Raw genomic sequence first — 23,520 nt, 5'->3', positions numbered from 1 at the left:
ACCAGCAGCCCCTGCTCCGACCCGTCGATCGGACCTACCGTGGAGGACATGGACACGAGAGACGAAGTCCGCGACTTCCTCCGCACCCGCCGCGAGCGCGTCACGCCGCAGCAGGTCGGGCTTCCCGACTTCGGCGGCGCGCGACGGGTGAAGGGCCTTCGCCGCGAGGAACTCGCCCTCATCGCGGGCATGAGCGTCGACTACTACATCCGCCTCGAGCGGGGGAACCTCACCGGGGTGTCCGAGAGCGTCCTCGGATCCCTGTCCCGGGCGCTCCGGCTCGACGACGCCGAGCACGCGCACCTGTTCGACCTCGCCCGTGCGCAGAACGCCTCGGCGACGACGCGTCGGAAGACCCCGACGTCGAAGGTCCGGCCGAACGTGCAGCGGGTGCTCGACTCGATGACCGCTCCCGCGTGGGTGCGGAACGGCCGGTCGGACTTCCTGGCCGGCAACGCTCTCGCCCGTGCGGTCTACGCACCGCTCTTCCTCGACCCGTCCGGTACCCCGAACACCGCGCGCTTCGCCTTCCTCGACCCCCGTGGTCGCGAGTTCTGGCGCGACTGGGACAGCGTGACCGGGGACATGGTCGCCGTGCTCCGTGCCGAAGCGGCCCGGTCCCCGTACGACCGCGGGCTGACGGACCTCATCGGGGAGCTCTCCACCCGCAGCGAGGAGTTCCGCCAGCGCTGGGCCGCGCACGACGTGATGCGGCACCGGTCCGGCATCAAGCGCGTGCACCACCCCGAGGTCGGCGACCTCGACCTGACGTACGAGACGATGGAGCTCGTCACGGACACCGGTCTGACCTTCGTCGTCTACAGCGTCGAGCCCGGTTCGCCGTCCGAGGAGCGCCTGCAGCTCCTCGCCAACCTGGCGGCGACCACCGTCGCCGCCGTCCCGGAGACGGAGGACGCATGAGCGAGACCGACTCGATCCGGACCACCCGCCCCGCGGAGCCCCTGACGTTCCTCGAACGGGTGCGGTTCCGGCTGCGCGCCGAGCGCGAGATCGAGGAACTCACGCGCGACCGCGCGCGCGAGGAGCGCATCCGCGCCGAGGCTGCAGTGCGCCTCGCACCGGGTCCGTGGCACCTCGCGGAGCTCTTCCGGCGGCGTCCGTGACCGCCCGTGCGGGGATGACGCCTGCCCGCACACTGCTGTTCGCGGTCGCCGGGGGCGCGGCCGTCGGCAACCTCTACTGGGCGCAGCCGCTCCTCGACGACATCGCGTCCTCGCTCGGGACGTCCGCCGCGGTCGCCGGGCTGCTCGTCACGCTCACCCAGGTCGGGTACGCGCTGGGCATCCTCCTCGTGGTGCCGCTCGGCGACGTGCTCGACCGACGACGCCTGATCCCCGGGGTGCTCGTCGCATCCGCGGTCGCGCTGCTGTTCGCCGCCGTGGCCCCGTCGTTCGCCGTGCTGCTGGTGGCGCTCGCGCTCGTCGGCCTCACCACCGTCGCCGGGCAGCTGCTCATCCCGCTGGCCGGGGACCTCGCCGATCCCTCGTCCCGCGGGCGGGTCGTGGGCACGATCGCCTCCGGGGTCCTCACCGGCATCCTCGTGTCGCGGACGGTCAGCGGGCTCGTCGCGGACGCGTTCGGCTGGCGCGCGATCTACGTGGTCGCCGCCGTCGCGGCCCTGCTGTTCGCCGTGCTGCTCCGGCGGGCGATCCCCGAGCTCGACCGGCGCGATCGGGTGCGGTACCCCACGCTCATCGCCTCGGTGTTCCGTGCCGTCGCCGCGCACCGGGCCGTGCGGGTGACCCTCGTCATCAGCTCCGCGATGTTCGCCGTCTTCACGATGTTCTGGACCGCGCTGACGTTCCTGCTCAGCGCCGAGCCGTTCGGGTACTCCACGAGCGCGATCGGGCTCGTCGGTCTGGCCGGGCTCGCCGGGGCGGTCGCCGCGCAGCGGGTCGGTCGGCTGCACGACCGCGGGGTCTCCGTGCCGGTGACCGGTGCGGCGATCGCCGTCGTGCTCGTCTCGCTCGTGGTCGCGGGCCTCGGAGCGCGGTCGATCGTGGTCGTCCTCGTCGCGGTCGTCCTGCTGGACGTCGGTGTGCAGGCGACGAACGTCCTCAACCAGACCCGGCTCTTCGCGATCGACCCGGCGGCGCGCAGCCGACTCAACACCGCGTTCGTCACCGCGAACTTCATCGGCGGGGCGATCGGCTCGGCACTCGCCTCGGTGCTGTGGAACGCCGGCGGGTGGACCGCTGTCACCGTGGGCGGAGCGGTCCTCGTCGGGTTCGCCCTGACGGTCTGGGCGGTCCACCGCCGCCGCGGGCTGGTGGTCACCGCCCGCGCCTGACCCTGCGCCCTTGCCGGTGCCGAGACTCGGCTGGGCGGACAGAACCCGGGCCGCGACGCCGCGGAGATGTCCGCCCAGCCGAGTCTCGCGGCCCGCACGGGCACCACTTCAGACGACGAGGGGGCCCGCGACGTCCACTTCGCCGTGCTCCACCAACCAGCGGAACGCGTCGAGGACCGTCGCCTCGGCCGTCCAGGCGGGCTCGTAGCCGAGCAGCCTCCGCGGCTTCTCGGTGCTGAACACCTGGCTGCGCGACAGGTGCTCCCAGCTCGCACCGGCGTGCTCCGGAACCGTGGTCTCGCGGAACCGGTCCCACGAGACGGGCTCGAGCCGCGCCTCCTGGCCGAACCACGACGCGACCAGGTGCGCGTACCCGCGTGCCGTGAGCGCCGTCGGAGCCGTGACGAAGAAGTCCTCGCCGGCCGCGGCGTCCCGGTGCTCGACCGCGAGCTGGAAGGCCTGTGCGACGTCGTCGGCGTGCACGTGCGCCATCGTCTCGGCACCGAGGCCGGGGACCTCGACGGGCTCGCCGGCGGACAGCTTCGTCCACACCGTGGGGTCGAGGTTGCCGAGCGGACCGATGGGCATCCACCCCGGTCCGCTGATGTGACCGGGGTGCAACGAGGTCGTCACCAAACCCCCGTTGGCAGTTTCACGCTTGAGCATCCGCGCGATCGCGTCCTTCTGCACGCCGTAGTCGCCGAACGGCTCGGTCGCGTTCTCCTCGGTGACGGGCAGCACGTGGGAGACCCCGGCACGCCAGATCGACCCGCAGTGCACGAGGTGGGTGCCGCTGCCGCGGAGGGCCGTGACGAGGGCCTCGGCGGACGACGGCGTGAAGCAGAGAAGGTCGACGACGGCGTCGGCGCGGAGTGCGGCGATCCGGTCGCCGAACGTACCGTCGCGGTCCTCCTGCTCGCGGTCGGCGGTGACCCGTTCGACCTGCTGCCACTCGGGGGAGTCGGCGTACGGGGTGCTGCTGCCGCGGGTGACGGTCACGACGCCGTGACCGGCGCGGACGAGACGGGGGACGAGGAACGTGCCGATGTGGCCGGTGGCTCCGATGACGACGATGCGCATGCCGGTCACGCTAGGCGCACGCGACTGGGCGTGGCAGGCCCGGACGGAACCCCTGTGACAGACGGGAGGGACGGTGCGGGCTGGCACCGCGCCTCCCGTCCGTCAGCGGGTCGGCTCCAGGGCCGGGAGCGGCTGGTCCGAGTCCGCCGTGTGCGTCAGTCGCGCCATCAGGGGCGCCACCGGGCGCGAGGTCAGGACGTGGTGCGCGGCGCGCTGCGCCGCGAGACCGAGCTTCGTCTGCGGGTACGCGAAGTGCTTGATCCCGGACGGCATGGTCTGGATCCGGTCGACGAGCGGCCGCATCCACGCCTCGAAGGCCCCGAGTGCCGCGGTGGTGTCGGACTCGTCGGCGAGGGACGCAGCGAGGACGTACCCGCCGGTGAGCGCCAGCGAACTCCCGCCGCCGCCCATCGGTGTCACGCACCAGGCCGCGTCGCCGAGCAGCACGACGGAACCCCGGTGCCAGGTCGGGGCGTGGATCTGCGTGAGGTCGTCGACGTAGACGTCGTCCGACTGCTCGAACCCGTCGAGCACACGATCGGTCTGCCATCCGGCGCCGGCGTAGCGGTCGCGCCGGTCGGGGACTTCGCCGTCGTCGTTCGTGTACGCGAGCATCGCCCTCGTCGTGCCGTGGTTGTCGGGCCGCAGGTGCACCTGTCGACCCTCGACGGCGTTGTACCAGCGCCAGGTGTCGTCGTCGGACGGGATCCGTGGGATCGTCCCGAACTCCATCGTGATGCCGAGCCGCCGGGGCTCGACGGTGAAGAGCAGGTCGCGTGTGCTCGAGCGGACACCCTCGGCGACGACGAGGAGCTCGGCCTGGAGCGTCGCGCCGCTCCGGGTGCGGACGGTGACGGGTCGTCCGTCCGAGCCGTCCTCGTCCACCGCGACCACGGCGTCGTCGAAGACGAGGCGCACGCGGTCCGGCAGCGCCTGCCGGATCGCGTCCGCGAAGTCGCCGCGCAGGACCTCGAGCTCCGCCGTCGCCCCCTCACCGGAGTCGTCGTCGGGCAGCCGGACGATGGTGCCCCCCTGCTCGTCGACGATCACCGTGCCGGTCTCGCCCGTGTTGGCCGAGCGGATCGCCTCGGTCAGCCCCATGCGGTCGAGGACCTCGCGGGCGACGCCCCGGACGTCGACGTTCTGGCCACCGGTGCGGAAGCCCGCCGAGCGCTCGAGGACGGTGACGTCCCAGCCGGTCCGGTCCAACCAGTAGGCGGCGGAGAGCCCGGCGATGCTGCCGCCGGTGACGAGGGCTCGACGCGGTGCCGTCACGAGGTGGTGATCACCTTGACGGAGCCGGCGATGGTCGCGGCGTCCTCGGCGAGCGCGACGACCGGGTCGGGGAGGCGGGTCGTGGCGCCGACGAGCTTGCGCGCACCCCAGCCGACGAAGCTGCCAACGATCGCGCCGACGCCACCGAGGATCGCGCCCTCGATGCGCAGGTCGCGCCTGCCCGTCGTGCCGAGCGCGGCCCCGACGAGCGCTCCGGACGCCACGCGCCCGGCGAGGCCCGCGGGGGAGATCCGGTTCGGCGTCCCCGGCAGCTTGTCGCCGATGAGCTCGCCGACGGCCGATGCGACGAGGACGCCACGGCCGAGGGGCGTGCTGAAGACCTTCCAGTCCTGCCACGAGCCCTTCAGTGAGGAGCGGTCGTGGTTCAGTGCCATGACGGCGAGCGGGGTGGCGCTCCGGCCGCCGCTGAGGATGCCCAGGACCAGGGTGCGGACCAGGGTGTGCTGCTCGTTCTTCGTGCTCATCGGTGCTCCTGTCGTGTCGGTTCGGACGCTACTCCCGGAGCGCTGAGCCACCACGAGTACCGTCCGGCCCATGAGCAACGTCATCGTCCTCGGCGGCCACGGCAAGGTCGCACTCCTCGCCACCCGCATCCTCACCGACCGCGGCCACACCGTCACCTCGGTCATCCGCGACCCCGACCAGGCCGACGAGATCCGCGCCCACGGCGGGCAGCCGCACGTCGCCGACATCCAGCAGCAGACCCTCACCGACTTCGCCGAGCTCATCCACGGACACGACGCCGTGGTCTGGTCGGCCGGTGCCGGCGGCGGATCGGCGGACCGCACCTGGGCGATCGACCGCGACGCGGCGATCCTGTCCGTGCAGGGTGCCGCGAAGGCCGGTGTCGACCGCTACGTCATGGTCTCCTGGTCCGGCTCGCTCCTCGACCACGGGGTGCCGCAGGACGACGACTTCTTCGCGTACGCGCAGTCGAAGATGATCGCCGACGCCGTGCTCCGCGACTCGGGGCTCCGCTGGACGGTCGTCGCGCCGAGCACCCTCACCGACGACGAGCCCACGGGTTCGGTCGACTGGGACGGCTCCTCGACGCAGGTCCCGCGCGGCGACGTCGCGCACGTGGTGGCCGACTCGGTCGAGGGCGACGAGACGATCGGCCGGACGATCCGGTTCAACACCGGCTCCACCCCGATCGCCGACTTCCTCCGCACGGCGGGCTGAGCGGTGGCGCGGAACCCCGAACCGTTCCGGGGCCGACTGGCCCTCGTGACCGGTGCGAGCGGCGGCATCGGCGAGTCGCTGGCGGAGGGCCTCGCCGCGGGTGGCGCCGACCTCTTCCTGGTCGCCCGGTCGGCCGACAAGCTCGACACCGTCGCCTCGGGCATCCACGCGCGCCACGGTGTGCGCGTGCGGGTGCTCCCGGCCGACCTGGCCACGGCCGACGGCGTCGACGAGGTGATCACGGCGCTCGACGGCACCCGCGTCGACGTCCTGATCGCGAACGCCGGGGTCGGGTGGCACGGCACCTTCGCCGAGCAGCCCGAGGACGGCATCGTGCAGCAGATCGCGCTCAACGAGACCGCGCTGGTCCGGCTGACGCGGGCGTTCCTGCCCGGCATGCTCGCCCGCGGCGTCGGCGGCGTGATGACCGTGGCCTCGACCGCGGCGTTCCAGCCCACCCCGCACATGGCGCTCTACGGCGCGACGAAGGCGTTCGTCCTGTCCTTCACCGAGGCCCTCTGGCAGGAGACGCGCGGGCAGGGCGTCCGGGTGCTCGCCCTGTGCCCCGGCCCGACCGCGACGGGCTTCTTCGACGCCGCGGGCGGCGGGTCGTTCCTCGAGGGCGGTCGGCAGTCGGCGGAGGAGGTCGCACGCGTCGGTCTGCGGGCGTTCGCCCGTGCCGGCGGACCCACGGTCGTCTCCGGCGCGCGCAACGCCGTGCTGGCGAGTGCGCACCGCTTCGTCCCCCGCGGCCTGATGACGCGCATGTCCGCGATGGTGATGGAGTGACGAGCCCGACGGTCCTCTTCGTGCACGGCGCCCTCGTCCGTGACGCGGACTGGTGGTGGGCTCCGACCGGCGACCTGCTGCGCGAACGGACCGGGATCGTCAGCCGCGCCGTGGCCCTGCCGTCGTGCGGCGAGACCGACGCCGGCGGCGGCCTGCAGGAGGACGCCGCCGCACTGCGCCGCGCCCTCGACGAGGTCCCCGACGCCATCGTCGTCGGACACTCCTACGGCGGGACCGTGATCGCCGAGGCGGGCCCGCACCCCGCGGTCCGACACCTGCTGCTCGTGTCGAGCTACCTGCCGCCCGTCGGGGCGTCGCAGGGGTCGATCATGTCCGGCGAGCCGGACCCCGTCGCGGTGCGTCCGGACGCCGACGGGCGGATCGTCGTCGACGGGTACGACGAGCGGTCGTTCGGCGCCCGGTTCCTGCAGGACGCCGACGCCGCGACGCGGCGGGCGGCGTGGGACCGGGTCACCTCGCAGGACGTCCGGGCGTTCGGCACCCCGACGAGCGCCGAGGGGTGGGCCGGCGTGGACTCCACCGCGGTGGTGTGCGCCGAGGACCGCTCGACGACCGTCGCACTCCAGCGGGAGCACGCGGCGCGGGCCACCCGGTCGGTCGAACTCCCGACGGGGCACCACCCGTTCATCACCCGACCGGACCTCGTGGCCCGGCAGGTCGAGGCGTTCCTGCGCGACTGACCCGGGACCGCGGGCCGCTCGGCAGGTCGTCCCAGACGTCGGCCCAGATCGACTCGAAGTCCACCGGTCGGATCGCACCGGCACGGAGGGCCCGCTCCGGCACGGTCAACGCGTCGAGCGAGGCGCCGAGCAACCGGACGTCCCCGTGCACCTCGGGTCGCCCGGTGCCGTGGAAGGTCGTCACCGTCAGCGTCCGGACCCCGGGACGGAGTCGGCGAGCGGCCCGCCCGAGCACCAGGAAACCGCACGCGTACACCCCGACGGCGGCGACGGTCCCGAGGGCGGCGCGGGGAGCGAGCGCGGCCATCACGGCGATCGCCAGCAGTGCCCCCACGGCCGGCCACGCCGACCACGCACGGAGCACCGCACGCTCGCGGCGGGTCGTACCAGGCGGGTAGACGACGAGGGTCCTCGTGCTCCACATCGTCCGGTCGACGGGGCGCACGGAGTACCGACCCCACACGTGCGGGCCGTCGACCACGCGTGCGCGCAGGTCGGAGACGGCGCTCACCGGACGACCTCGGCGCGGACCGGCACCACGACGTCGCGGTGCCGGATCGCGGCCACGCAGGGGAAGCAGAGCAGGTCGCCCTCGCGGACGTCCGCGGGCAACGGGGCCGGGAGCCGGTGGAAGGGACCGTCCTCCGCGCCGGCGCACGGGGTGAGGACGTACGTCCCGGTCGGGGGCGCCGTGCTCACCCGGCCGATGAGCCGCACCTGGTCGAGGACGGCGAACCGGGGGAGCACCGCGTCGAGTTCGAGCAGGACGACACCGGTCCGGGGGCGCCGCACGCGCAGCACCGACGCCACCGCGACGCTCACCTCGCCCGGCGTCCACGTGCGGGGTCGGTAGCGGGGCGGTGCCTGCTCGGCGGTGTGCACGCACGGGGTGCCGGCGAGTTCGGCCAGCCGGACCATCGACACGGCGGCGACCAGGACGTCGCCGGTCGTGGGTTCGGTGTGGGCGGGCCAGAGGGTCTGGTCCACGGGGTCGGGGAGGGACGCGCGGAGCGTCGGGAGGATCGCGGTCAGGGTCACCACTCCACGATCCGGCGGGGGCGGCCGTGCGGACAGTGTCCTGACGGATCGCTGACGCCGTCGGTCCGATCCCGTGCGCGGTCCTGACGCGGCGAGCGCGGAGGACGCGACGAGCGCGCGGACCGTGCGGAGCGGCGGACGGGAGGCGCGGTGCGGGTCCGCACCGTCCCTCCCGTCCGTCTCTTGGTCACGCTGGCCGCATCACGCGAACTGCGCGTAGAACCGCTCGGGCGCCTCGGCGAGCGACGCCTTGACCCCGGCGCTCCAGTCGTCCACGACGACCTCCGCCGCGCCCCGCTCCACACCGTCGAGGGAGAGGCGCGCGACCTCGGCCGGGTCGACCTTCGGCCCCTCGTACCCGGCCATCATGTCGGTGTCGGCGGCTCCGAGGTGCAGCCCCTGGACGCTGATGCCCCGGCCGGTCAGCTCGAGGCGGACGGCGTTCGTCATGTTCCACTCGGCGGCCTTGGCGGCGGCGTACCCGCCCGAGCCCGGGTACGCGAACCAGGACAGCGCCGACAGGACGTTCACGATCGCGCCCCCGCCGTTGCGTTCGATCACCGGCGCGAACGACCGGACCATCCCGAGGTTGCCCCAGAAGTGCGTGTCCATCTCACGCCGCACGTCGGTCAGGTCGTCCGTGAGCAGCGAGCCCTGCGTGGTGATGCCGGCGTTGTTGACGAGCAGGGTCACGTCGGACGCCACCGCCGCTGCCGCCGCGACGGACGCCTGGTCGGTGATGTCGAGCGGGAGCACCTCGACCCCCTCGATGTCGACCAGTTCGGGGCGCCGGGCCGTGGCGTAGACCTTGGCGGCGCCGCGCTCGAGCAGCTGCTGCACGAACCGTCGTCCGATGCCCCGGTTCGAGCCCGTGACGAGTGCGACCGATCCAGCGATGTCCATGGTGTTCCTCCTGCCGAGCGGGCACCTCCCGCAGCGGCTCGGCTACGCTAAGACCTCACATCGATGTCAGGTGCAAGGAGGAGATCGTGCGCATCGGAGACCTCGCTGCGGCGACCGGCGTGAGCGTGCGGTCGCTCCGGTACTACGAGGAGCAGGGCCTGCTGCCGGCCGGACGGACGGCGAGCGGCCAGCGCTCCTACGCCGTGCCCGCCGTCGAGCGGGTCCAGCTCATCCAGCAGCTCTTCGCCGCCGGGCTGCCGAGCCGCACCATCGTGCAGCTGCTGCCCTGCGTGGACGCGGGGGTGGCGACGCCGGAGTCGTTCGCGCTCCTCGTCGCCGAGCGGGACCGGATCACGGCGCAGCTCGCCGAGCTCGAGGCCGCTCGGGACCGGCTCGACGAGGTCATCGCGATCACCGAGCACCCGACGCCGGAGCACTGCCCGGCGCTGCGGGACCAGCCGCTGGCGGCCTGACCGGCGCGGCGCGCCGTTCAGCGGCGGCGCGCGGATCAGCGGCGGCGCGCGGCCTGCCAGGTCTCCCGCGGCAGCACCCCGAACTCGTCGCGGTAGCTGCCGGCGAACCGTCCGAGGTGCGCGAAGCCCGAGTCCCGCGCCACGTCCCCGACGCTCCGGTCGTCCCCGGACTCCAGGCCCTCACGGGCGAGCAGCAGTCGGATGCGCCGGAGGTAGGTGGTCGGCGTGATGCCGTGGTGGCGCCGGAACGCGTCCTGCAGCCCGCGGATGCTCAGCCCCGCGGCCGCCGCGACGTCCTCGATGGTGATCTGCTCGGTCGCGTGCTCGAGCAGGTACGCCTCGGCCCGGGCGAACCGTGCCGCCGCTGCCGTGCGGGGCTGGTCCTGCCCGACCGGCCAGTGCGGGATCGCCGTGAGCAGGCCGCCCGCGGCGAAGCGGGTCAGTTCGCGCTCGTGCTCCTCGGTGACCTCCTCCGGACCGCGCAGCACGTCGGCAGCCACCGCGCGCACCATCAACCACCAGGCGGCGAGCGTCGGCCCCTCGGGGATGTGGTGCGGCTGGAACTCGATCGGCCCCGGCTGCCAGGCGCCGCGTTCGGCAGCGACCTGCTCCACCGTGGTCCTGTCGATGCGGATGAGGTCGAGGTGGAACCCGTCCCACCGGACCTGCTGCGGGTCGTGGCGGAACAGGACCGGACGGCCGGTGCGCACCCCGTCGCCGTCGACCGCACCGCTGCCGGACTTCAGCCAGAAGAGGACCATCGCGGACTCGGCCTCGACCGTTCCCTCGACGACGCCGGTGCTCGCCATCGACACGAGCGACAGCAGCTCGGAGCCACGTCGCCGTTCCTCGAACGAGAACCCGGAGGGCGCACCCTCGACCGTGGCCCGTCGGACGTCGGGGATGCGCGTGACGAGCTCCGCCGCGTCCGCCGGTTCCGACGTCACGACCGACCACTGCGACCGCTGCACGAAGGCGCTCACCGTGTGACCTGCAGCACCGCGTCGGCGATGTCCCGTGCCACCTGCTCGGGCGGGGTGTCCGTCGTGTCGACGACCTCGGCCGCGGCGTGCAGCCAGGTACGTGCCGCCTCGGCGTACGGCTCGACGCGGCTGTACCGGAACGTGGACGGCCCCATCACGGCGTCGTTCTGGATCCGGTCCCGCAGCGTGTCCTCCTCCGCGTGCAGCACGAAGTGCCGGACCGGGATCCCGTGCGCCGCGAACCCGTCCGCGATCTCCCGCCAGTACCGCTCGACGAGGACCGTCTGCGGCATCACGAGCGTGCCGCCCGCGAAGGCCAGGACCTGCCGCGCGGTCTCGACGACGAGCGGTCGCCAGGGGTCCCAGTGCTGGAAGTCGCCGGACTCGGGCAGCGGGGGCCGGACGTCCATGAGGGTCTCGCCGACCTTCTCCGGATCGAGCACGCGAGCGTCCGGCAGGAGCGGCTGCACCAGCCTGCTGGTGGTCGTCTTGCCGACGCCGTGCGTCCCGTTGATCCAGACGATCATGATCGGACCGTAGCGCATGCCGGCGTGCGAGGGCAGTACGGCACGGTCCTGTGCGTCCGGTCAGGATCGGCGACAATGGACCGTGCCCTTCCGTGCCCTGCTCGCCACCGCCGCGTCGGCCGTCGCCCTGGCGTTCGTCCTCGTCACGGCGGCCCCCGCATCCGCCCACGACGTCCTCGCCTCGACCGCACCCGCTGCGGACGCGACGGTCGGGGGTGACCTCGACCAGGTCGCCCTCACGTTCTCGGAGCCGCCGCTGGCCGGGCTCGAGTCCGGGATCGTCGTCAGCGTGACCGGCCCGGACGGCGCCGAGGTCGGCGCGGGGAGTGTCGACGTCGACGGCAGCACGCTGCGCACGGCGGCCGACCTCACGGCTGCCGGGTCGTACACGGTGACCTGGCGGAGCGTCTCGGTGGACGGACACCCGATCTCGGGGAGCTACCGGTTCACGTCGACCGGAGCACCGGCCCCGACTCCGACGGCGACAGGACCGTCGCAGAGCCCGAGCGCGGGCATCTCGACGCCGAGCGCCACAGCCGGGGCCGGTGCCGGTGCCGGTGCCGGTGCGACCAGCGCCACGGCCGGGTCGTCCGGGCCCGGGGCGACGCCGTGGGTCCTCGGCGGGATCGCGGTCGTGGTCGCCGCCGCGCTCGTCGCCGTCCTGCTGGTCGCCCGTCGCCGGACCACCCCCGACGACGACTGACACGAGCCGCGCCGCCGCCTCAGCGCCCGGCGTACCGCCCACGGTGGTGCCGCCGGTCCCAGACCGCGACGGCGATCCGGCCGACGCCGAGTGCGATCCAGACCGCACCGATGATCCACCGCCACGCGTCGTCGCCGCCCTCGACCGCGGCGAACACGAGCCACACCACGCCCAGGGCGGTCCACGCCACGGCCATCCAGAGCGCCGGCCGCCCGACGATCGACCGCCACAGCTGCTCGTCCCCGGCGTCGTCGCTCATGGCGACACCGTAGACCGTCCGGTCCGCCCGTGCCAGGGCGTCAGGCGCGGTCGTGCAGCGTCACCTGGTACCCGTCCGGGTCGGCGAAGGTGAAGGTCCGACCGAACGGGCCGTCGATCGGCGCGGACACGATCCGGTGGCCGTCGGCGACCAAGGCGTCGTGGATCGCCTGGACGTCGGTCGCGTGCAGCCAGATCGCCGCGCCGATCCCCGGCTGCGCCACGGCGTCGAGGTCGGTGCCGGGCACGAGGTCGCGCAGGGCGAACGCGATCGGCGTGGTCTCGAAGACGACCGCGTGCGGCGGACCCGCCTGCGACCGGACGAGGCCGAGGTACTGCTCGTAGAACGCCTGCGACGCATCGAGGTCGCGGGTCTGCAGCGAGATGAAGTCGGGGCCGGTGACGGGCATGGGGTCTCCTTCGTTGGTGTCAGTTATCTGACACGGACGAACCTATGTCAGACTACTGACATGCGTCAAGACGGACACGGCATCGACCTGGACACGTCCCTCGGGTACCTGCTCAAGGAGGCCGCGAGCGCGCTCCGCACCGCGATGGAGTCGGTCCTCCGCCCGCTCGGCATGACCGTCACGCACTACTCGTGCCTCGAGCTGCTCGCGCAGCGCCCGGGGGCGTCGAACTCCGACCTCGCTCGCGGGGCGTTCGTGACGCGGCAGTCGATGAACGTCCTGCTGCAGGCGCTCGAGCGGGACGGATCGGTGTCGCGCGCGTCGGAGGCACCGGTGGGCAAGGCGCTGCCGGTCCAGCTCACCACGCTCGGGCGGGAGCGTCTCGCCGAGGCCTCGGCAGCCGTCCGCGGCGTCGAGGTCCGGATGCTCAGCGGGATGTCGGCCGACGAGCAGGGCGCGGCACTCCGGGCACTGCGGAGCATGGTGCGGTCGCTGCGCGACGACGCGTGAGTCGCGTCAGGGCGCGACCGGTCGACGCCCCGTGGACGACTGGAAGCGCAGCAGGTACCCGTCGGGATCGGTCACCAGGAACTGCCGCACCCCGGCTTCCTCGTCGCCCACGCGGTACCAGCGCGTCTCCGCCGGCATGAAGAGCTCCACACCGCCGGCACGGAGTGACGCCGCGACGACGTCCGCGTCCGGGACACCGATCTGCAGGTTGATCCCGCGGCCGAGTGGTCGATCGAGCGGCCCGGTGAGCCAGTTCCGACCGACCCCGGCCTGCTCGAGCATGACGTGCGCCGACCCGAGCGTCAGGTAGGCGAACCGCTCCTCGGGACGCGCATAGGCCACGGTGAACCCGCACAGGCCGGACCAGAAGCCGATGCTCGCGTCCAGGTCGGCGACGAGGAGCTCGGGGACGAGGGCGGGTTCCGGATCGGTCGTCACCAGGCCATGCTGCCAGCCGGCGTACCGGACCCGCACCGCGCCTCCTGAAGGTGTGGACAAGATCCGTGCTCGCCGGACCTGCGCCGTATCCGCGGCCTAGCGTGAGAGCGTCATGGCACCCGAACACCGACTCCCCGCCGAGCCCGACGCGGCTCCCACCGTCGCGCACCACGATGCGCACCACGCGGCCACCGCCGCGCCCCCCGAGCGATCCGAGCACTCCGACGCCGGATCCGGCGACCAGCCGGACCCGAACCGGTGGAAGGCCCTCGTCATCTGCCTGCTCGGCGGCGGCATCGTCCTGCTCGACGTGTCGATCGTCAACGTCGCACTGCAGTCGATCTCCTCCGGACTCCCCGGGGCCACCCCGGAGGCCGTGCAGTGGATCCTGTCCGGCTACGCACTGTCGTTCGGGCTCCTGCTCGTCCCCGGCGGTCGACTGGGCGACGCCTCCGGCCGCCGGCGCATGTTCGTCATCGGGGTCGGCCTGTTCACCCTCGCGAGCGCGCTCTGCGGCTTCGCCCCGAACGGGATCGTGCTGGTCGTCGCTCGGCTGGTGCAGGGCCTCGCCGGTGGTCTGCTCACGCCCCAGGTGACGGCGCTCATCCAGCAGCTGTTCCGCGGGAAGGAGCGCGGCACCGCCTTCGGGCTGTTCGGCGCCACGGTCGGAATCGCCACGGCGATCGGCCCCCTCGTCGGTGGTCTGCTCATCACGGCCTTCGGCACCGAGAACGGCTGGCGGTTCGTCTTCTTCGTGAACCTGCCCGTGGGACTCGTCACGATCCTCCTGGCCTTCCGCTACCTGCCGGCGGCGAGCCGGGCGGAACGCGGCCGGAAGCACGACTTCGACCCGGTCGGGATCGTCCTGCTCGGCGCCGCGGTGGTCGCCCTGCTGCTGCCGTTCGTGCAGTCGCAGGAGTGGAAGGGCACGGCGAAGTGGTGGCTCGTGGTCGCCGCCGTCGTGCTCGGCGCGCTGTTCGTCCTGTGGGAGCGGCGGTACGCGCGGTCGAAGGAGCCCGTCATCGACCTCGGGCTGTTCCGCCGCCGGTCGTTCTCGCTCGGTGTCGGGCTCGCGACGCTGTACTTCGCCGGGTTCACGCCGCTGTTCTTCGTCCTGACGCTGGCCCTGCAGTCCGGCCTCGGGTACTCCGCGCTGCTCGCCGGCCTGTCGTCCGTGCCGTTCGCGATCGGGTCCGGGGTCGCGTCGACCATCGGCGGTCGCGTCGTCTCGCGGTTCGGCCGGCAGCTCATCGTCGTCGGGACCGTGCTGGTCCTGATCGGTCTCGGAGGGGTCATCTGGGTCGTCGCGAACCACTACCGGTCCGACCTCGGGTGGTGGCTCGTCGTGCCGCTCCTCGTCGCCGGTGTCGGCTCCGGCCTGACGATCTCGCCGAACCAGACGCTCACGCTGTCCGAGGTGCCGGTGGAGCAGGGCGGCTCGGCCGGTGGGCTCATCCAGGTCGGTGCGCGCGTCGGGTCCGCGATCGGGATCGCCGCCGTCGGCAGCGTCTTCTACTCGGCGCTCGCGAGCTCGAAGGGCGACTACGCGCAGGGGTTGCCGCTCGGACTGGGCGTGGCGCTCGGGTTCGTCGCGGCGGCGTTGCTGGCGGGGATCGTCGACGTCGTCGTCGGGCGGATCCGGGGGACCGAGGCGACGGTGTGATCCGGGTCCTGCTGTACATCGCCACGATCGTCGTCGCGACGGCGCTGTCCCTCGGCGGCGGGCTGCTCGTGGCGCTCGAGCTCGGGAGCGCGGCGCACGGGTGGCTCGTCGCCGCGGCCGTCTGCACGCCGCTCGTCGTCATGGGACCGGTCCTCGTCGGGGCCTTGGCCGGCTACTACGACCACCGCTCGTCCCCCGAGAGCCAGCGCTCCCTGTTCCGGGTCTCGGCGGTCGTCGCCGCCGTCGACGTCGTGGCCGCCGTGGTCTTCGTGCTGACGGCGCTGTCGGCGCAGGCGCCCCTCTGGGTGCCGGTGCTGCTCGTCGTCGGGGCCGGGGTGCTCCTCGCCGTCGCCCGCCCGCTCGGAGCGCTGTTCCGGCGCACCGAGGCGCCCATCACCGACCACGGCGAGGACGTCCCCGGCGTCGAGGTGGTCCGACGCGGGGTGCGCTCGATCGTGACGACCTTCGTCATCGCCGCGGTGGTCTGCACGATCGGGGTGACGCTCCTTGCGGCCTTCTCGGACCGGGGCGGCGCGCTCCTCCAGGTCGTCCTGCTCGGGGGCCAGTTGACCTTCACCGCGACGGCGATGGCCGCGATCGTCGTGGCGCTCCCGCTGAACCGCGCGCTCCGCGACAGCGGTGGGCGGGACCTCGGCCGCCTGCAGCGGTACGCGAAGGTGGTGCTGCGGGGCAAGGAGCTCCCCCTCGACGAGGCCGACCGCGCGGGAGCGGTCCGGTACGCCCGGATCGTCCCGCTCGCCCTGCAGTTCCAGCTGGTGTTCACGGGCCTGCTGTACGTCGCCATCGCGTTCCAGTTCGTGTCGTCCGCGGTCCGCGGCGACCTGGGGCTGCTGCCCGTGGTCTTCCTGGTCGCGATGGTCGTCGTGCTCGCCTGGGCGATCCCCCTCTCGGTCCGGCGGATCGGTCGTGCGCGTCGGTACGCGGAGCAGCACCGACCGACCTGATCGGCGTGGGTGGGCACCCGTCGGGGATGCGCTATCGTCGGGCGCAGAGGGAAAAGGCCCGCGCCCCATCGGCTGCCGGGCACGCACACGCGGCTCACGGGGGTCGCCACTTCTTCATCGAAGGAGTGCACCCGTGTCCGAAGTCACCACCCGCCCGCCGTTCGACCCCGAACTCGTGCCGTTCCTCGACGCCCTCGCAGCGCGCGGTCCCGTCACCATCACGCCGGAGGTGTTGCCGCACATGCGGCAGCTCGACGTCACCGAGGCCGAACTCGATGCACGGCTGCACGCCCGCGGGTACGAGCGTCGACGCATCACCGTCCCCGGTCACCGCGGCGACCCGATCGACCTCGCGGTGATCCAGCGCATCGGTCGCACCGGAGCGACCACGGGGGTCTACACGATCCACGGAGGCGGCATGGTGTTCGGCCACCACCTCGGGAACCTCGACTCCTACGACGACTGGCTGCTGGTCCACGACGTCGTACTCGTCAGCGTGGACTACCGCCTCGCGCCCGAGTACCCGGACCCGTTCCCGGTCGAGGACTGCTACGCCGGGCTCGTGTGGGTGTCCGAGCACGCCGAGGAGCTCGGCATCGACCCGGACCGCATCGTCATCGCCGGGCAGAGCGCCGGCGGCGGCCTCGCAGCGGGCACGGCCCTGCTCGCCCGCGACCGACGCGGGCCGTCGCTGCTGGCCCAGATCCTCGTGTCGCCGATGCTCGACGACCGCGACGAGACCGTCTCCACCGTGCAGATCGACGGTGTCGGCGTCGCCGACCGCCAGCTGACCCGGTTCGGCTGGGACGCCTACCTCGGCAGCCGACGCGCCACCGACGACGTGTCCGTGTACGCCGCTCCCGCGCGGGCGACGGACCTCGCCGGACTCCCGCGCACCTACATCGACTGCGGCAGCGCCGAGGTCTTCCGCGACGAGACCGTGGCCTTCGCGAGCGGACTCTGGGCAGCGGGCGTCGACGCCGAGCTCCACGTGTGGCCGGGAGCCTTCCACGGCTTCACGAGCATGCTCCCCGACGCCACGATCTCGAGGACGGCGACCGCCGCGCTGGCCGGGTGGACGAGCCGGACGCTCGGTGTCGACCACGGTTGAATGGGTCCATGCGGGCACTGGTGCTGGGTGGGACCGGATGGCTCGGACGTGCGATCGTCCGGGACCTCCTCGAGGACGGCGTCGAGGTCACCTGCCTCGCTCGCGGTGCGACGGGTGACGTCCCGGACGGCGCCCGACTCGTCCGCACCGATCGTCGCGCGGACGGCGCCTACGAACCCGTGCGTGGCGCCTGGGACGAGGTGGTCGAGCTCTCGTCCGATCCGGAGCTCGTCCGTCCCGCGCTCGACGCGCTCGCAGACTCCGCCGCGCACTGGACGCTCGTCTCGACCACCTCGGTCTACGCCCGGAACGACGAACCGGGCGCGGACGAGACCGCCGAGGTCGTCGAACCCGTCGACCTGACGCAGTACGCGGACGCCAAGGTCGCCGCCGAGCGGAGCAGCGCCGACCGACTCGGGTCGCGGCTCCTCGTCGCCCGACCCGGCCTCATCGTCGGCCCGGGCGACCCGAGCGACCGGTTCGGGTACTGGCCCGCCCGACTCAACCGACCCGGGCCGGTGCTGGTCCCCACGTCGGAAGGGCGTTCCGTGCAGGTCATCGACGTCGCGGACCTCGCAGGGTGGGTCGGACGTGCGGGGCGGACCGGCCGCACCGGGGTCGTGAACGCCGTCGGCGAGATCGTGCTGATGCGGGACTTCTTCCGCCTGGTCGTCAACGCCACGGGGTTCGACGGCGAGCTCGTCGAGGTCGAGGACGACGTCCTGCTCGACCACGGCGTGCGGTACTGGGCGGGGCCGAGGTCGCTGCCGCTGTGGCTTCCGCACTCCGATGCGGCGCTGATGCACCGGTCTGCGCGGGCGTTCCGCGATGCCGGGGGTCGGAGTCGTCCGCTGGCGGAGACCCTCGCCGGGGTGCTCGACGACGAGCGGGCGCGTGGGGTGGAGCGGCCGCGGCGGGCGGGGCTCGGGGCGGCCGAGGAGGCGGCGGTGCTCGCAGCGGTGCGCTGACGTCTCGCTCCGGCGCCGTCCGACCACCCCTGACCGTTTTCGCGACCGAAGGGGACGTGCCCTCGGCCGACTCGGTCCGGCTGCCTGCCGAGAGCACGGTGGTCGACGAGCAGAAGGCGTGCGCTTCCGGCGGGTGCTGGACGGCGCTCTCCGTCCGTCCTGCGGACGGGACGGTCCGGGGGAGCTCCTGGTCATCCAGGCGGATCACTGTTCGCGTCCGGCCGCGCCCTGACGGTGACCAGACGGCGGACGGGAGGCGCGGTGCCAGCCCGCACCGCGCCTCCCGTCCGTCACTGGTCGCGTCGCGCAGTCGATGTGTAACGCTTCGAGGGTGACTGGACACTCCTGGTTGTGACGAACGAACAGGACGACGGTCCGCTCTGGACCGACGCGTTGGGCAACGACGGGACCGCGTTCGCCGCGCTCTTCGATCGCCATCGGCCGCGCGTGTACCGGCGAGCGGTGAGCCTGACTGAGAGCATCCACGACGCCGAGGACATCACCGCAGCTGCGTTCTACGAGCTCTGGCGGAAGCGTCGGAGCGTCACGCTTGTCGCCGGCTCCGTCGTGCCCTGGCTGCTCGTGACGACCGTGAACCTCGCGCGCAACCATCGACGCGCGGCGATCCGGTACCGCACGCTCATCGCCAGCCTCCCGCGCGACGAAGCGTCCTCGCCGCCGGTCGACGCGGCGGACGTGGAGACGCGCGATCGGCTGCGCGCATCTGTGCGGGGCCTCAGCCCGATCGACGCGGCGCTGCTGATCTTGACCGGCGTCGAGGACGTCCCGGTCTGGCAAGCCGCGCAGGCGCTGGGTCTCAAGCCACCTGCGGCGCGTGTCCGTCTGCACCGCATGCGGAAACGCCTGCAGGACGAGCTCCGCGACCTTCGTCCGAACATCCGCACCGCCACGGAAGGTACCTCCTCATGAGCCTCGACATGCACCCCGGAGCAGCGACCTCGATCCGTTCGGAGCTCGCGGCGATCGGCACGCGGGGGAGCCGTCTGCAACGACAGCAGCGCCGGGCCCGCGTCACCGCCTCCCTCGTAGCGGTCGCGGCGGTCGCCGTCACGACGAGCGCCGCTGCGCTCCTCGCCACCGGCCTTCCGGGCTCCACCGCCACCGCGGCACTCGGCGCGTCGACCACCGCGACGCACACCGGACCCGCTCGGATCGAGATGGGCGATGCACCCGCGGGCGCCGGAGCCGTCATCGTGGACCTCACCTGCCTGAACACCACCGGCATGGTGCAGGTCCCGACGCGGAGCGGGGAGTCCGGGACGAGCTGTCGGGACCTCGGAAGGATCCACGTCGTGGACGGACGGCTTCCTGCCTCGGGAACGACCACGTTCAGCATCGACGCGTCCCCGGGTACGAAGTGGAGGGCGACCGTGCAGTACGCGAGCGCTGTGACCTCAGAGTGGAGCGTGAACGCGAACGGTCAGACCTACGGCGTGGAGAACGCGTCCGGTCACCCGGACCTCGTGCCGGCCAGGGCGGACAACGGCCGGTGGGGGTGGGCGCGCTGGGACCAGTGGTCCGCGGCCGAGAAGACCGCGACCGTGGACGTGTACGAGTCCGACGGCACCACGGTGATCGGGCACGCCGAGGTCGTCGTCGGGGTGGACGAGGTGCCGCTCGACCGTGGGCTCATCGATGATCTGGAGTCGGTCCAGACCACCGAACCCGATCCTGGTCCGGACCGGTGAGTCGCGCCGCGGTGTCGGCGGGCGCGTCAGCACCGTGTGAGCGTGGCGTGAGCGGCACGGACGAGGCTGTGGTCCGTGAACGTGATCCTGGTCGTGCAGCTCGTCCTCGTCGGTCTCCTCGCCGGCGAGGAGTTCATCGTGCGGTGGGGCGTCCAACCGGCGATGGCCTCCCTGCCGGACGATGCCCACCTCCGCACGCGGATCGCGCTCGTCAAGTCACTCAAGGTCGTCGTACCGATGCTGATGGTGCCGGCCGTGCTCGCCACGGTCGCGGTCCTGGTCGTCGCCGGCGCGGGCGACGGGCTCGGATGGCGAGTGGCAGCCGCTGCGGCGCTCGGGGTGTTCGTCCTGGCGTCGTTCCTCGGCACGGTCCCGATCAACATCGGGGTCAACGACTGGGATCCGCTCGACCCGCCGGCGGACTGGAAGCGGGTCGTGGTGCGGTGGGAGCGGATCGACGTGGTCCGGTCGAGCGCGGCGATCTTGGCGTTCGTGCTGTCCGCGATCGGGGCCGTGCAGATCGGGGCGTGACGGAGGGCCGGTCGATCGACGACCGGACGGGCGAGGAGGTCAGTCTGCGTTCCGCTCTCGGAGCAGATGCCGGACGGCTGCGTCCAAGACGTGCGCCGGCATCGCGTGTCCGCCGTTGAACACCTCGGCGGTCAGGATGCCTGGGCGGAACGCTTCGAGGACCTGCTGCACGCCGTGGAGCGGGAAGAGGCCGTCGTCGCGTCCGGCGGCGACGAAGACCGGCTGATCGACGGCGGAGGCGACGAGCGGAACGTCGCCGGTCGCGGTGAGCCCCGGGACGAACCACGCGGAGTTGTGGCGAATGCGTTCCGACTCGAACGAGGCCAGCGTCCCGATGCCGCAGCTCACGACGCCCCGCGTCAGGCGGGGGTCGACAGCGAGGGAGAACAGCGCAACCTGACCGCCGAGCGAGTGCCCGATGATCTCGAGGTCGGTGCCGACCGCACCCGTGGCCTGCATCCAGCTCGTCACCGTTGCGATGTCGCGCGTGTGCTTCGCCTGCAGACTGCTGCCGTTCGACACCCGGAACAATGCGTCGAGCCGTTCGTCCGCGGCGGGGTCGTCGGTCCAGTCGCGTCATCGCTCCTCGAACCCGACGAGGTCCGGCAGGATCACCCGCGCTCCGGCACTCGCGAGCGCTGCACCGTAGGCGAGTGCCGGGTCGCCCGTCAGCCCCGCCGGCTCGCTCTTGCCGACCGTGAACGCCCCCGAGTGTTGGTGAACGGCGATGACGTCCGCGCCGGCGGGATCGTCCGGCGTGAGGAGGAGGCACGGGATCGTGTCGCCGTCGGGGGTGTCGAGCTCGATGCGCTCGCTCCGGACTGAGACCTCGTGGCGGAGCAGCAAACGGCGGACCGCCGTCGGGTGGATCGACTCCGGCGCCGGGATCGCGAGCAGCTCGCGGACCTTCGAGCGAGCCGAACCCCCGATCGCTTGCGCCATCTCTGGACGCTACCAGCGCTCAGAGGCCGATCGGACGTCGTGACGCCTGCCGGATCGAGGCGGTGGATGGTGAACTGAGATCATGCGTATTCGGTCAGCCGCAGTCGTCGTGCTCGATGAGCAGGTGCTGGTGATCAAAAGACGCAAGGACGGTCGGAGCTACTGCGTGCTCCCCGGAGGCGGCGTCGAAGAGGGCGAGAACCTGCGCGACGCCTGCTTCCGTGAACTCCTCGAAGAGACCGGGCTCGAAGGGGACGTGGGCGATCTGCTCGACGTTCCCGTGGACCGCGACGTGCCCGCCGCCTACTTTGCGGTGCGAGTGACCTCCACGGAGGTGGCGCTCGGAGGGCCTGAGCTGCGCCGTGCGTCGGCCGGTAACGAGTACGACCCGAGCTGGATCGCCGCAACGTCACTCGACGAGGAACGGCTTGTTCCTGACGAAGCGCGACAGGCAGTACACCTCGTCTTGAGCGCGCAACAGCCGCCCCGATCCGTCTCGTGAGGCGATCCCTACCTGGTCACCGGCCTCGAAGAGCGAGGAAGCTCGAGCAGTGCAAGCGAACATGATATCGGTGACGGTGCACGGCCGAACTCAAGATCGTGACGCCGACCTCGACCACGTACAGCAGTTCGAAGTTGAGACCGACACGGGACACCGTTATGTCGTTACCTGCGAAGGCCCACCGGTCGGATCTCCTTCGGATTGGAAGGTAACGAGCGCCGATGATGGTCACCTCGTCGGCAGTGTTCGATTGCTCAGCGCAGGCATGCCTGGCGCGACCAACTACCGGTACAAGAAAGCCGGCGCGCTCTTCGCGGGCGGTAAGCAGTTCGATCTGTGGAACGCGGTGCAGTCGCTGTTGCGGTGACGCCTCGCAGTTGGCCGGGGGCGCAACTAGCACTCGGCCATTTGCGGCGCAGTCGAGCGTGCCCGATAGCCGATCGGGTATTGACGGCGTCCGGAGCGACCCGCATCCCGGTGGGCCGGTGGGCCGGTGGGCCGGTGAGCCGGTGAGCCGGTGAGCCGGTGAGCCGGTGAGCCGGTGAGGCAGGAGAGGCCAGCGGTGGTGTACTCGCGGTACGCGTCGATGGTGGAGTCGATGTCGGTGCACCAATCGGCAGGCCCGGGGGACATCAACCTGTCAAAGCAGAGCGCTTCCCAAGTACGTTCCAAGGCATGACCAACGCCACTCTTCGACGCGCCGCAGCAGTCGCGTCAGCGGCTGCCCTCAGTATCGGACTCGTCGGTGTTTCCAGCCCCGCGAACGCCTCAACCACCCCAGGCACGAACCTCCGGCTCAGCTGGACCGGTACCACCGACGTGTACGACAAAGCCCCCATCAAGTACACGTTCACAGTCACCAACAAAGGCCGAGTCGCAGCGAAAACCTCGACCCTCCGCTGGTACTACCAACTGCCGGTCCAGCCGAAAGCGCCCACCAACGGCGGCTACATCAACCTCAAAGCCACCGCCGGCAACAAGTCCCACTGCAGCGTCGACGTCAAAAAGCACATCGCCACCTGCCAACTTGGAGCACTCGCCTCCGGAGCCAGCACTCAAGTCACCTGGACCGGCTCCGCGGACAGCAAGGGTGCTGGCCCCCGCGGACTCAGCGGCGCCTACCTCATGACCGTCGAAAGCAGTCCCGCCGGCATCTACGGCAACGACCAGAACACCGGCGGATGGGCGATCTCCACCCCACGCTGACTGCAGCCCCACCGAGCCCGGCCCCGGCTATAGGGGCCGGGCTTCACCAGGTCTTCCGCCTCCGACGGCTTCCCCACCCGCGAAGCACCGCCAACCCATCCGCCGCCGCGACGAGAAGACCGAGCACGGCGGGGATGACCTAGAACACGGCAGTCGAAGCAGTCATAGGAGCACCGTAGGCAGCCCCTCTCATAGGGGCGCGTCCTTGTCGTCGGTTGCACGAGAAGTGTCCCCTTTCGAATTCAGGTCTTCGCAGCGGCCCTGAGCGAGGGTGGGTTCGCGCAGCTACTCGACGGCGCGATCGTCCAATCAGCACAGGGA

At 72.3% G+C, this 23,520-nt stretch carries 32 protein-coding genes; 19 read left to right on the top strand and 13 right to left on the bottom strand.

What is annotated here, in order from left to right; genetic code table 11:
• Positions 1-48: 48 nt before the first annotated feature.
• The 3 genes from ACEN8D_RS11960 to ACEN8D_RS11950 are packed head-to-tail and all read left to right on the top strand — an operon-like array spanning position 49 to position 2,311.
• A complete protein-coding gene (locus tag ACEN8D_RS11960; protein ID WP_309887332.1) occupies positions 49-921 on the top strand; it encodes a helix-turn-helix domain-containing protein in 873 nt (290 codons plus the stop codon).
• A complete protein-coding gene (locus ACEN8D_RS11955) occupies positions 918-1,124 on the top strand; it encodes a hypothetical protein (protein ID WP_413399393.1) in 207 nt (68 codons plus the stop codon). Before ACEN8D_RS11960 ends, ACEN8D_RS11955 begins: the two co-directional genes overlap by 4 nt.
• Positions 1,125-1,138: 14 nt before the next feature.
• Positions 1,139-2,311: an MFS transporter gene (locus ACEN8D_RS11950; RefSeq protein WP_071294342.1), complete on the top strand. Its 1,173-nt coding sequence runs from the start codon at positions 1,139-1,141 to the stop codon at positions 2,309-2,311.
• Positions 2,312-2,419: 108 nt separating this feature from the next.
• Here the strand turns inward: ACEN8D_RS11950 and ACEN8D_RS11945 are convergent, their stop codons facing one another.
• From ACEN8D_RS11945 to ACEN8D_RS11935, 3 genes are all read right to left on the bottom strand, one after another.
• Entirely contained in the window at positions 2,420-3,391 is a 972-nt protein-coding gene (locus tag ACEN8D_RS11945; protein WP_413399392.1) for an NAD-dependent epimerase/dehydratase family protein, read from the bottom strand.
• Positions 3,392-3,493: 102 nt separating this feature from the next.
• The gene (locus ACEN8D_RS11940) at positions 3,494-4,666 is read right to left on the bottom strand and encodes an FAD-dependent monooxygenase (protein ID WP_413461394.1); all 1,173 of its coding nucleotides are present in this window, start codon (positions 4,664-4,666) and stop codon (positions 3,494-3,496) included.
• Positions 4,663-5,151 carry a DUF4126 family protein gene (locus ACEN8D_RS11935; RefSeq protein ID WP_070417531.1) on the bottom strand — a complete coding sequence of 163 codons (489 nt, stop codon included), beginning with the start codon at positions 5,149-5,151 and terminating at the stop codon, positions 4,663-4,665. Before ACEN8D_RS11935 ends, ACEN8D_RS11940 begins: the two co-directional genes overlap by 4 nt.
• 70 nt (positions 5,152-5,221) lie before the next feature.
• Between ACEN8D_RS11935 and ACEN8D_RS11930 the strand changes: the two genes are divergently transcribed.
• The 3 genes from ACEN8D_RS11930 to ACEN8D_RS11920 are packed head-to-tail and all read left to right on the top strand — an operon-like array spanning position 5,222 to position 7,359.
• Positions 5,222-5,869 carry an SDR family oxidoreductase gene (locus tag ACEN8D_RS11930; RefSeq protein ID WP_309887326.1) on the top strand — a complete coding sequence of 216 codons (648 nt, stop codon included), beginning with the start codon at positions 5,222-5,224 and terminating at the stop codon, positions 5,867-5,869.
• 45 nt (positions 5,870-5,914) lie between these two features.
• Complete coding sequence (locus tag ACEN8D_RS11925; protein WP_413399555.1) at positions 5,915-6,658, top strand: SDR family NAD(P)-dependent oxidoreductase; 744 nt, start codon at positions 5,915-5,917, stop codon at positions 6,656-6,658.
• Entirely contained in the window at positions 6,655-7,359 is a 705-nt protein-coding gene (locus ACEN8D_RS11920; RefSeq protein ID WP_413399556.1) for an alpha/beta hydrolase, read from the top strand. Before ACEN8D_RS11925 ends, ACEN8D_RS11920 begins: the two co-directional genes overlap by 4 nt.
• Here the strand turns inward: ACEN8D_RS11920 and ACEN8D_RS11915 are convergent.
• The 3 genes from ACEN8D_RS11915 to ACEN8D_RS11905 all read right to left on the bottom strand — a co-directional run bounded on the left by ACEN8D_RS11915 (position 7,307) and on the right by ACEN8D_RS11905 (position 9,300).
• The gene (locus ACEN8D_RS11915; protein WP_413399557.1) at positions 7,307-7,870 is read right to left on the bottom strand and encodes a DUF6611 family protein; all 564 of its coding nucleotides are present in this window, start codon (positions 7,868-7,870) and stop codon (positions 7,307-7,309) included. The genes ACEN8D_RS11920 and ACEN8D_RS11915 overlap by 53 nt on opposite strands.
• The gene (locus ACEN8D_RS11910; RefSeq protein ID WP_309777567.1) at positions 7,867-8,397 is read right to left on the bottom strand and encodes a hypothetical protein; all 531 of its coding nucleotides are present in this window, start codon (positions 8,395-8,397) and stop codon (positions 7,867-7,869) included. Before ACEN8D_RS11910 ends, ACEN8D_RS11915 begins: the two co-directional genes overlap by 4 nt.
• 201 nt (positions 8,398-8,598) lie before the next feature.
• Positions 8,599-9,300 carry an SDR family oxidoreductase gene (locus tag ACEN8D_RS11905; protein ID WP_309777568.1) on the bottom strand — a complete coding sequence of 234 codons (702 nt, stop codon included), beginning with the start codon at positions 9,298-9,300 and terminating at the stop codon, positions 8,599-8,601.
• A gap of 86 nt (positions 9,301-9,386) precedes the next feature.
• Between ACEN8D_RS11905 and ACEN8D_RS11900 the strand changes: the two genes are divergently transcribed.
• Positions 9,387-9,773, top strand: coding sequence for a MerR family transcriptional regulator (locus tag ACEN8D_RS11900; RefSeq protein WP_070417522.1), 387 nt, complete (start codon positions 9,387-9,389; stop codon positions 9,771-9,773).
• A 35-nt stretch (positions 9,774-9,808) separates the two neighbouring features.
• Here the strand turns inward: ACEN8D_RS11900 and ACEN8D_RS11895 are convergent, their stop codons facing one another.
• Positions 9,809-10,756: an AraC family transcriptional regulator gene (locus ACEN8D_RS11895; protein ID WP_413400121.1), complete on the bottom strand. Its 948-nt coding sequence runs from the start codon at positions 10,754-10,756 to the stop codon at positions 9,809-9,811.
• Positions 10,753-11,283: a P-loop nucleotide/nucleoside kinase family protein gene (locus ACEN8D_RS11890; RefSeq protein WP_413400122.1), complete on the bottom strand. Its 531-nt coding sequence runs from the start codon at positions 11,281-11,283 to the stop codon at positions 10,753-10,755. Before ACEN8D_RS11890 ends, ACEN8D_RS11895 begins: the two co-directional genes overlap by 4 nt.
• 82 nt (positions 11,284-11,365) lie before the next feature.
• Between ACEN8D_RS11890 and ACEN8D_RS11885 the strand changes: the two genes are divergently transcribed.
• Positions 11,366-11,986 carry a copper resistance CopC family protein gene (locus ACEN8D_RS11885; protein WP_413461393.1) on the top strand — a complete coding sequence of 207 codons (621 nt, stop codon included), beginning with the start codon at positions 11,366-11,368 and terminating at the stop codon, positions 11,984-11,986.
• Between the two features lie 19 nt (positions 11,987-12,005).
• Here ACEN8D_RS11885 and ACEN8D_RS11880 read toward each other — a convergent pair whose 3' ends face one another.
• Entirely contained in the window at positions 12,006-12,245 is a 240-nt protein-coding gene (locus ACEN8D_RS11880) for a hypothetical protein (protein ID WP_070417518.1), read from the bottom strand.
• A gap of 40 nt (positions 12,246-12,285) precedes the next feature.
• On the bottom strand, positions 12,286-12,654 hold the full coding sequence (locus ACEN8D_RS11875) for a VOC family protein (protein WP_070417517.1): 369 nt from the start codon (positions 12,652-12,654) through the stop codon (positions 12,286-12,288).
• Positions 12,655-12,714: 60 nt separating this feature from the next.
• Between ACEN8D_RS11875 and ACEN8D_RS11870 the strand changes: the two genes are divergently transcribed.
• Complete coding sequence (locus ACEN8D_RS11870; protein ID WP_413399288.1) at positions 12,715-13,164, top strand: MarR family winged helix-turn-helix transcriptional regulator; 450 nt, start codon at positions 12,715-12,717, stop codon at positions 13,162-13,164.
• Between the two features lie 6 nt (positions 13,165-13,170).
• Here ACEN8D_RS11870 and ACEN8D_RS11865 read toward each other — a convergent pair whose 3' ends face one another.
• On the bottom strand, positions 13,171-13,602 hold the full coding sequence (locus ACEN8D_RS11865) for a bleomycin resistance protein (RefSeq protein WP_413399289.1): 432 nt from the start codon (positions 13,600-13,602) through the stop codon (positions 13,171-13,173).
• 112 nt (positions 13,603-13,714) lie between these two features.
• On the opposite strand from ACEN8D_RS11865, the gene ACEN8D_RS11860 reads away from it, so the two are divergent.
• The 7 genes from ACEN8D_RS11860 to ACEN8D_RS11830 all read left to right on the top strand — a co-directional run bounded on the left by ACEN8D_RS11860 (position 13,715) and on the right by ACEN8D_RS11830 (position 20,549).
• The gene (locus tag ACEN8D_RS11860) at positions 13,715-15,265 is read left to right on the top strand and encodes an MFS transporter (protein WP_413399290.1); all 1,551 of its coding nucleotides are present in this window, start codon (positions 13,715-13,717) and stop codon (positions 15,263-15,265) included.
• A complete protein-coding gene (locus tag ACEN8D_RS11855) occupies positions 15,262-16,230 on the top strand; it encodes a hypothetical protein (RefSeq protein WP_413399291.1) in 969 nt (322 codons plus the stop codon). The genes ACEN8D_RS11860 and ACEN8D_RS11855 overlap by 4 nt, the downstream gene beginning before the upstream one ends.
• Positions 16,231-16,363: 133 nt before the next feature.
• Positions 16,364-17,341: an alpha/beta hydrolase gene (locus ACEN8D_RS11850; RefSeq protein WP_413399292.1), complete on the top strand. Its 978-nt coding sequence runs from the start codon at positions 16,364-16,366 to the stop codon at positions 17,339-17,341.
• A gap of 8 nt (positions 17,342-17,349) precedes the next feature.
• Complete coding sequence (locus tag ACEN8D_RS11845; protein ID WP_413461392.1) at positions 17,350-18,309, top strand: NAD-dependent epimerase/dehydratase family protein; 960 nt, start codon at positions 17,350-17,352, stop codon at positions 18,307-18,309.
• A 393-nt stretch (positions 18,310-18,702) separates the two neighbouring features.
• Positions 18,703-19,239, top strand: coding sequence for an RNA polymerase sigma factor (locus tag ACEN8D_RS11840; RefSeq protein ID WP_495601019.1), 537 nt, complete (start codon positions 18,703-18,705; stop codon positions 19,237-19,239).
• Complete coding sequence (locus ACEN8D_RS11835) at positions 19,236-20,018, top strand: hypothetical protein (RefSeq protein WP_413398032.1); 783 nt, start codon at positions 19,236-19,238, stop codon at positions 20,016-20,018. Before ACEN8D_RS11840 ends, ACEN8D_RS11835 begins: the two co-directional genes overlap by 4 nt.
• A 75-nt stretch (positions 20,019-20,093) precedes the next feature.
• A complete protein-coding gene (locus ACEN8D_RS11830) occupies positions 20,094-20,549 on the top strand; it encodes an anthrone oxygenase family protein (protein WP_413398033.1) in 456 nt (151 codons plus the stop codon).
• A 39-nt stretch (positions 20,550-20,588) separates the two neighbouring features.
• Here ACEN8D_RS11830 and ACEN8D_RS11825 read toward each other — a convergent pair whose 3' ends face one another.
• Together ACEN8D_RS11825 and ACEN8D_RS11820 are read right to left on the bottom strand one after the other, a co-directional pair.
• Positions 20,589-21,071 carry an alpha/beta hydrolase family protein gene (locus ACEN8D_RS11825; protein ID WP_413398034.1) on the bottom strand — a complete coding sequence of 161 codons (483 nt, stop codon included), beginning with the start codon at positions 21,069-21,071 and terminating at the stop codon, positions 20,589-20,591.
• 54 nt (positions 21,072-21,125) lie between these two features.
• Positions 21,126-21,491, bottom strand: a complete 366-nt coding sequence (locus ACEN8D_RS11820; protein WP_413398035.1) for an alpha/beta fold hydrolase family protein — start codon at positions 21,489-21,491, stop codon at positions 21,126-21,128.
• 82 nt (positions 21,492-21,573) lie between these two features.
• Here ACEN8D_RS11820 and ACEN8D_RS11815 point away from each other — a divergent pair, with 82 nt between their 5' ends.
• The 3 genes from ACEN8D_RS11815 (at position 21,574) to ACEN8D_RS11805 (ending at position 23,199) form a co-directional block, all read left to right on the top strand.
• Complete coding sequence (locus ACEN8D_RS11815; RefSeq protein WP_413398036.1) at positions 21,574-21,993, top strand: NUDIX domain-containing protein; 420 nt, start codon at positions 21,574-21,576, stop codon at positions 21,991-21,993.
• Between the two features lie 49 nt (positions 21,994-22,042).
• A complete protein-coding gene (locus tag ACEN8D_RS11810) occupies positions 22,043-22,360 on the top strand; it encodes a hypothetical protein (RefSeq protein ID WP_413398037.1) in 318 nt (105 codons plus the stop codon).
• Between the two features lie 308 nt (positions 22,361-22,668).
• Positions 22,669-23,199, top strand: coding sequence for a hypothetical protein (locus ACEN8D_RS11805; RefSeq protein ID WP_413398038.1), 531 nt, complete (start codon positions 22,669-22,671; stop codon positions 23,197-23,199).
• Positions 23,200-23,520: the final 321 nt, after the last annotated feature.

The organism is Curtobacterium sp. Curtsp22, assembly GCF_059492135.1.
Note: the sequence above shows the minus strand (reverse complement) of the source record. Positions and strands in the feature narration are given on the sequence as shown.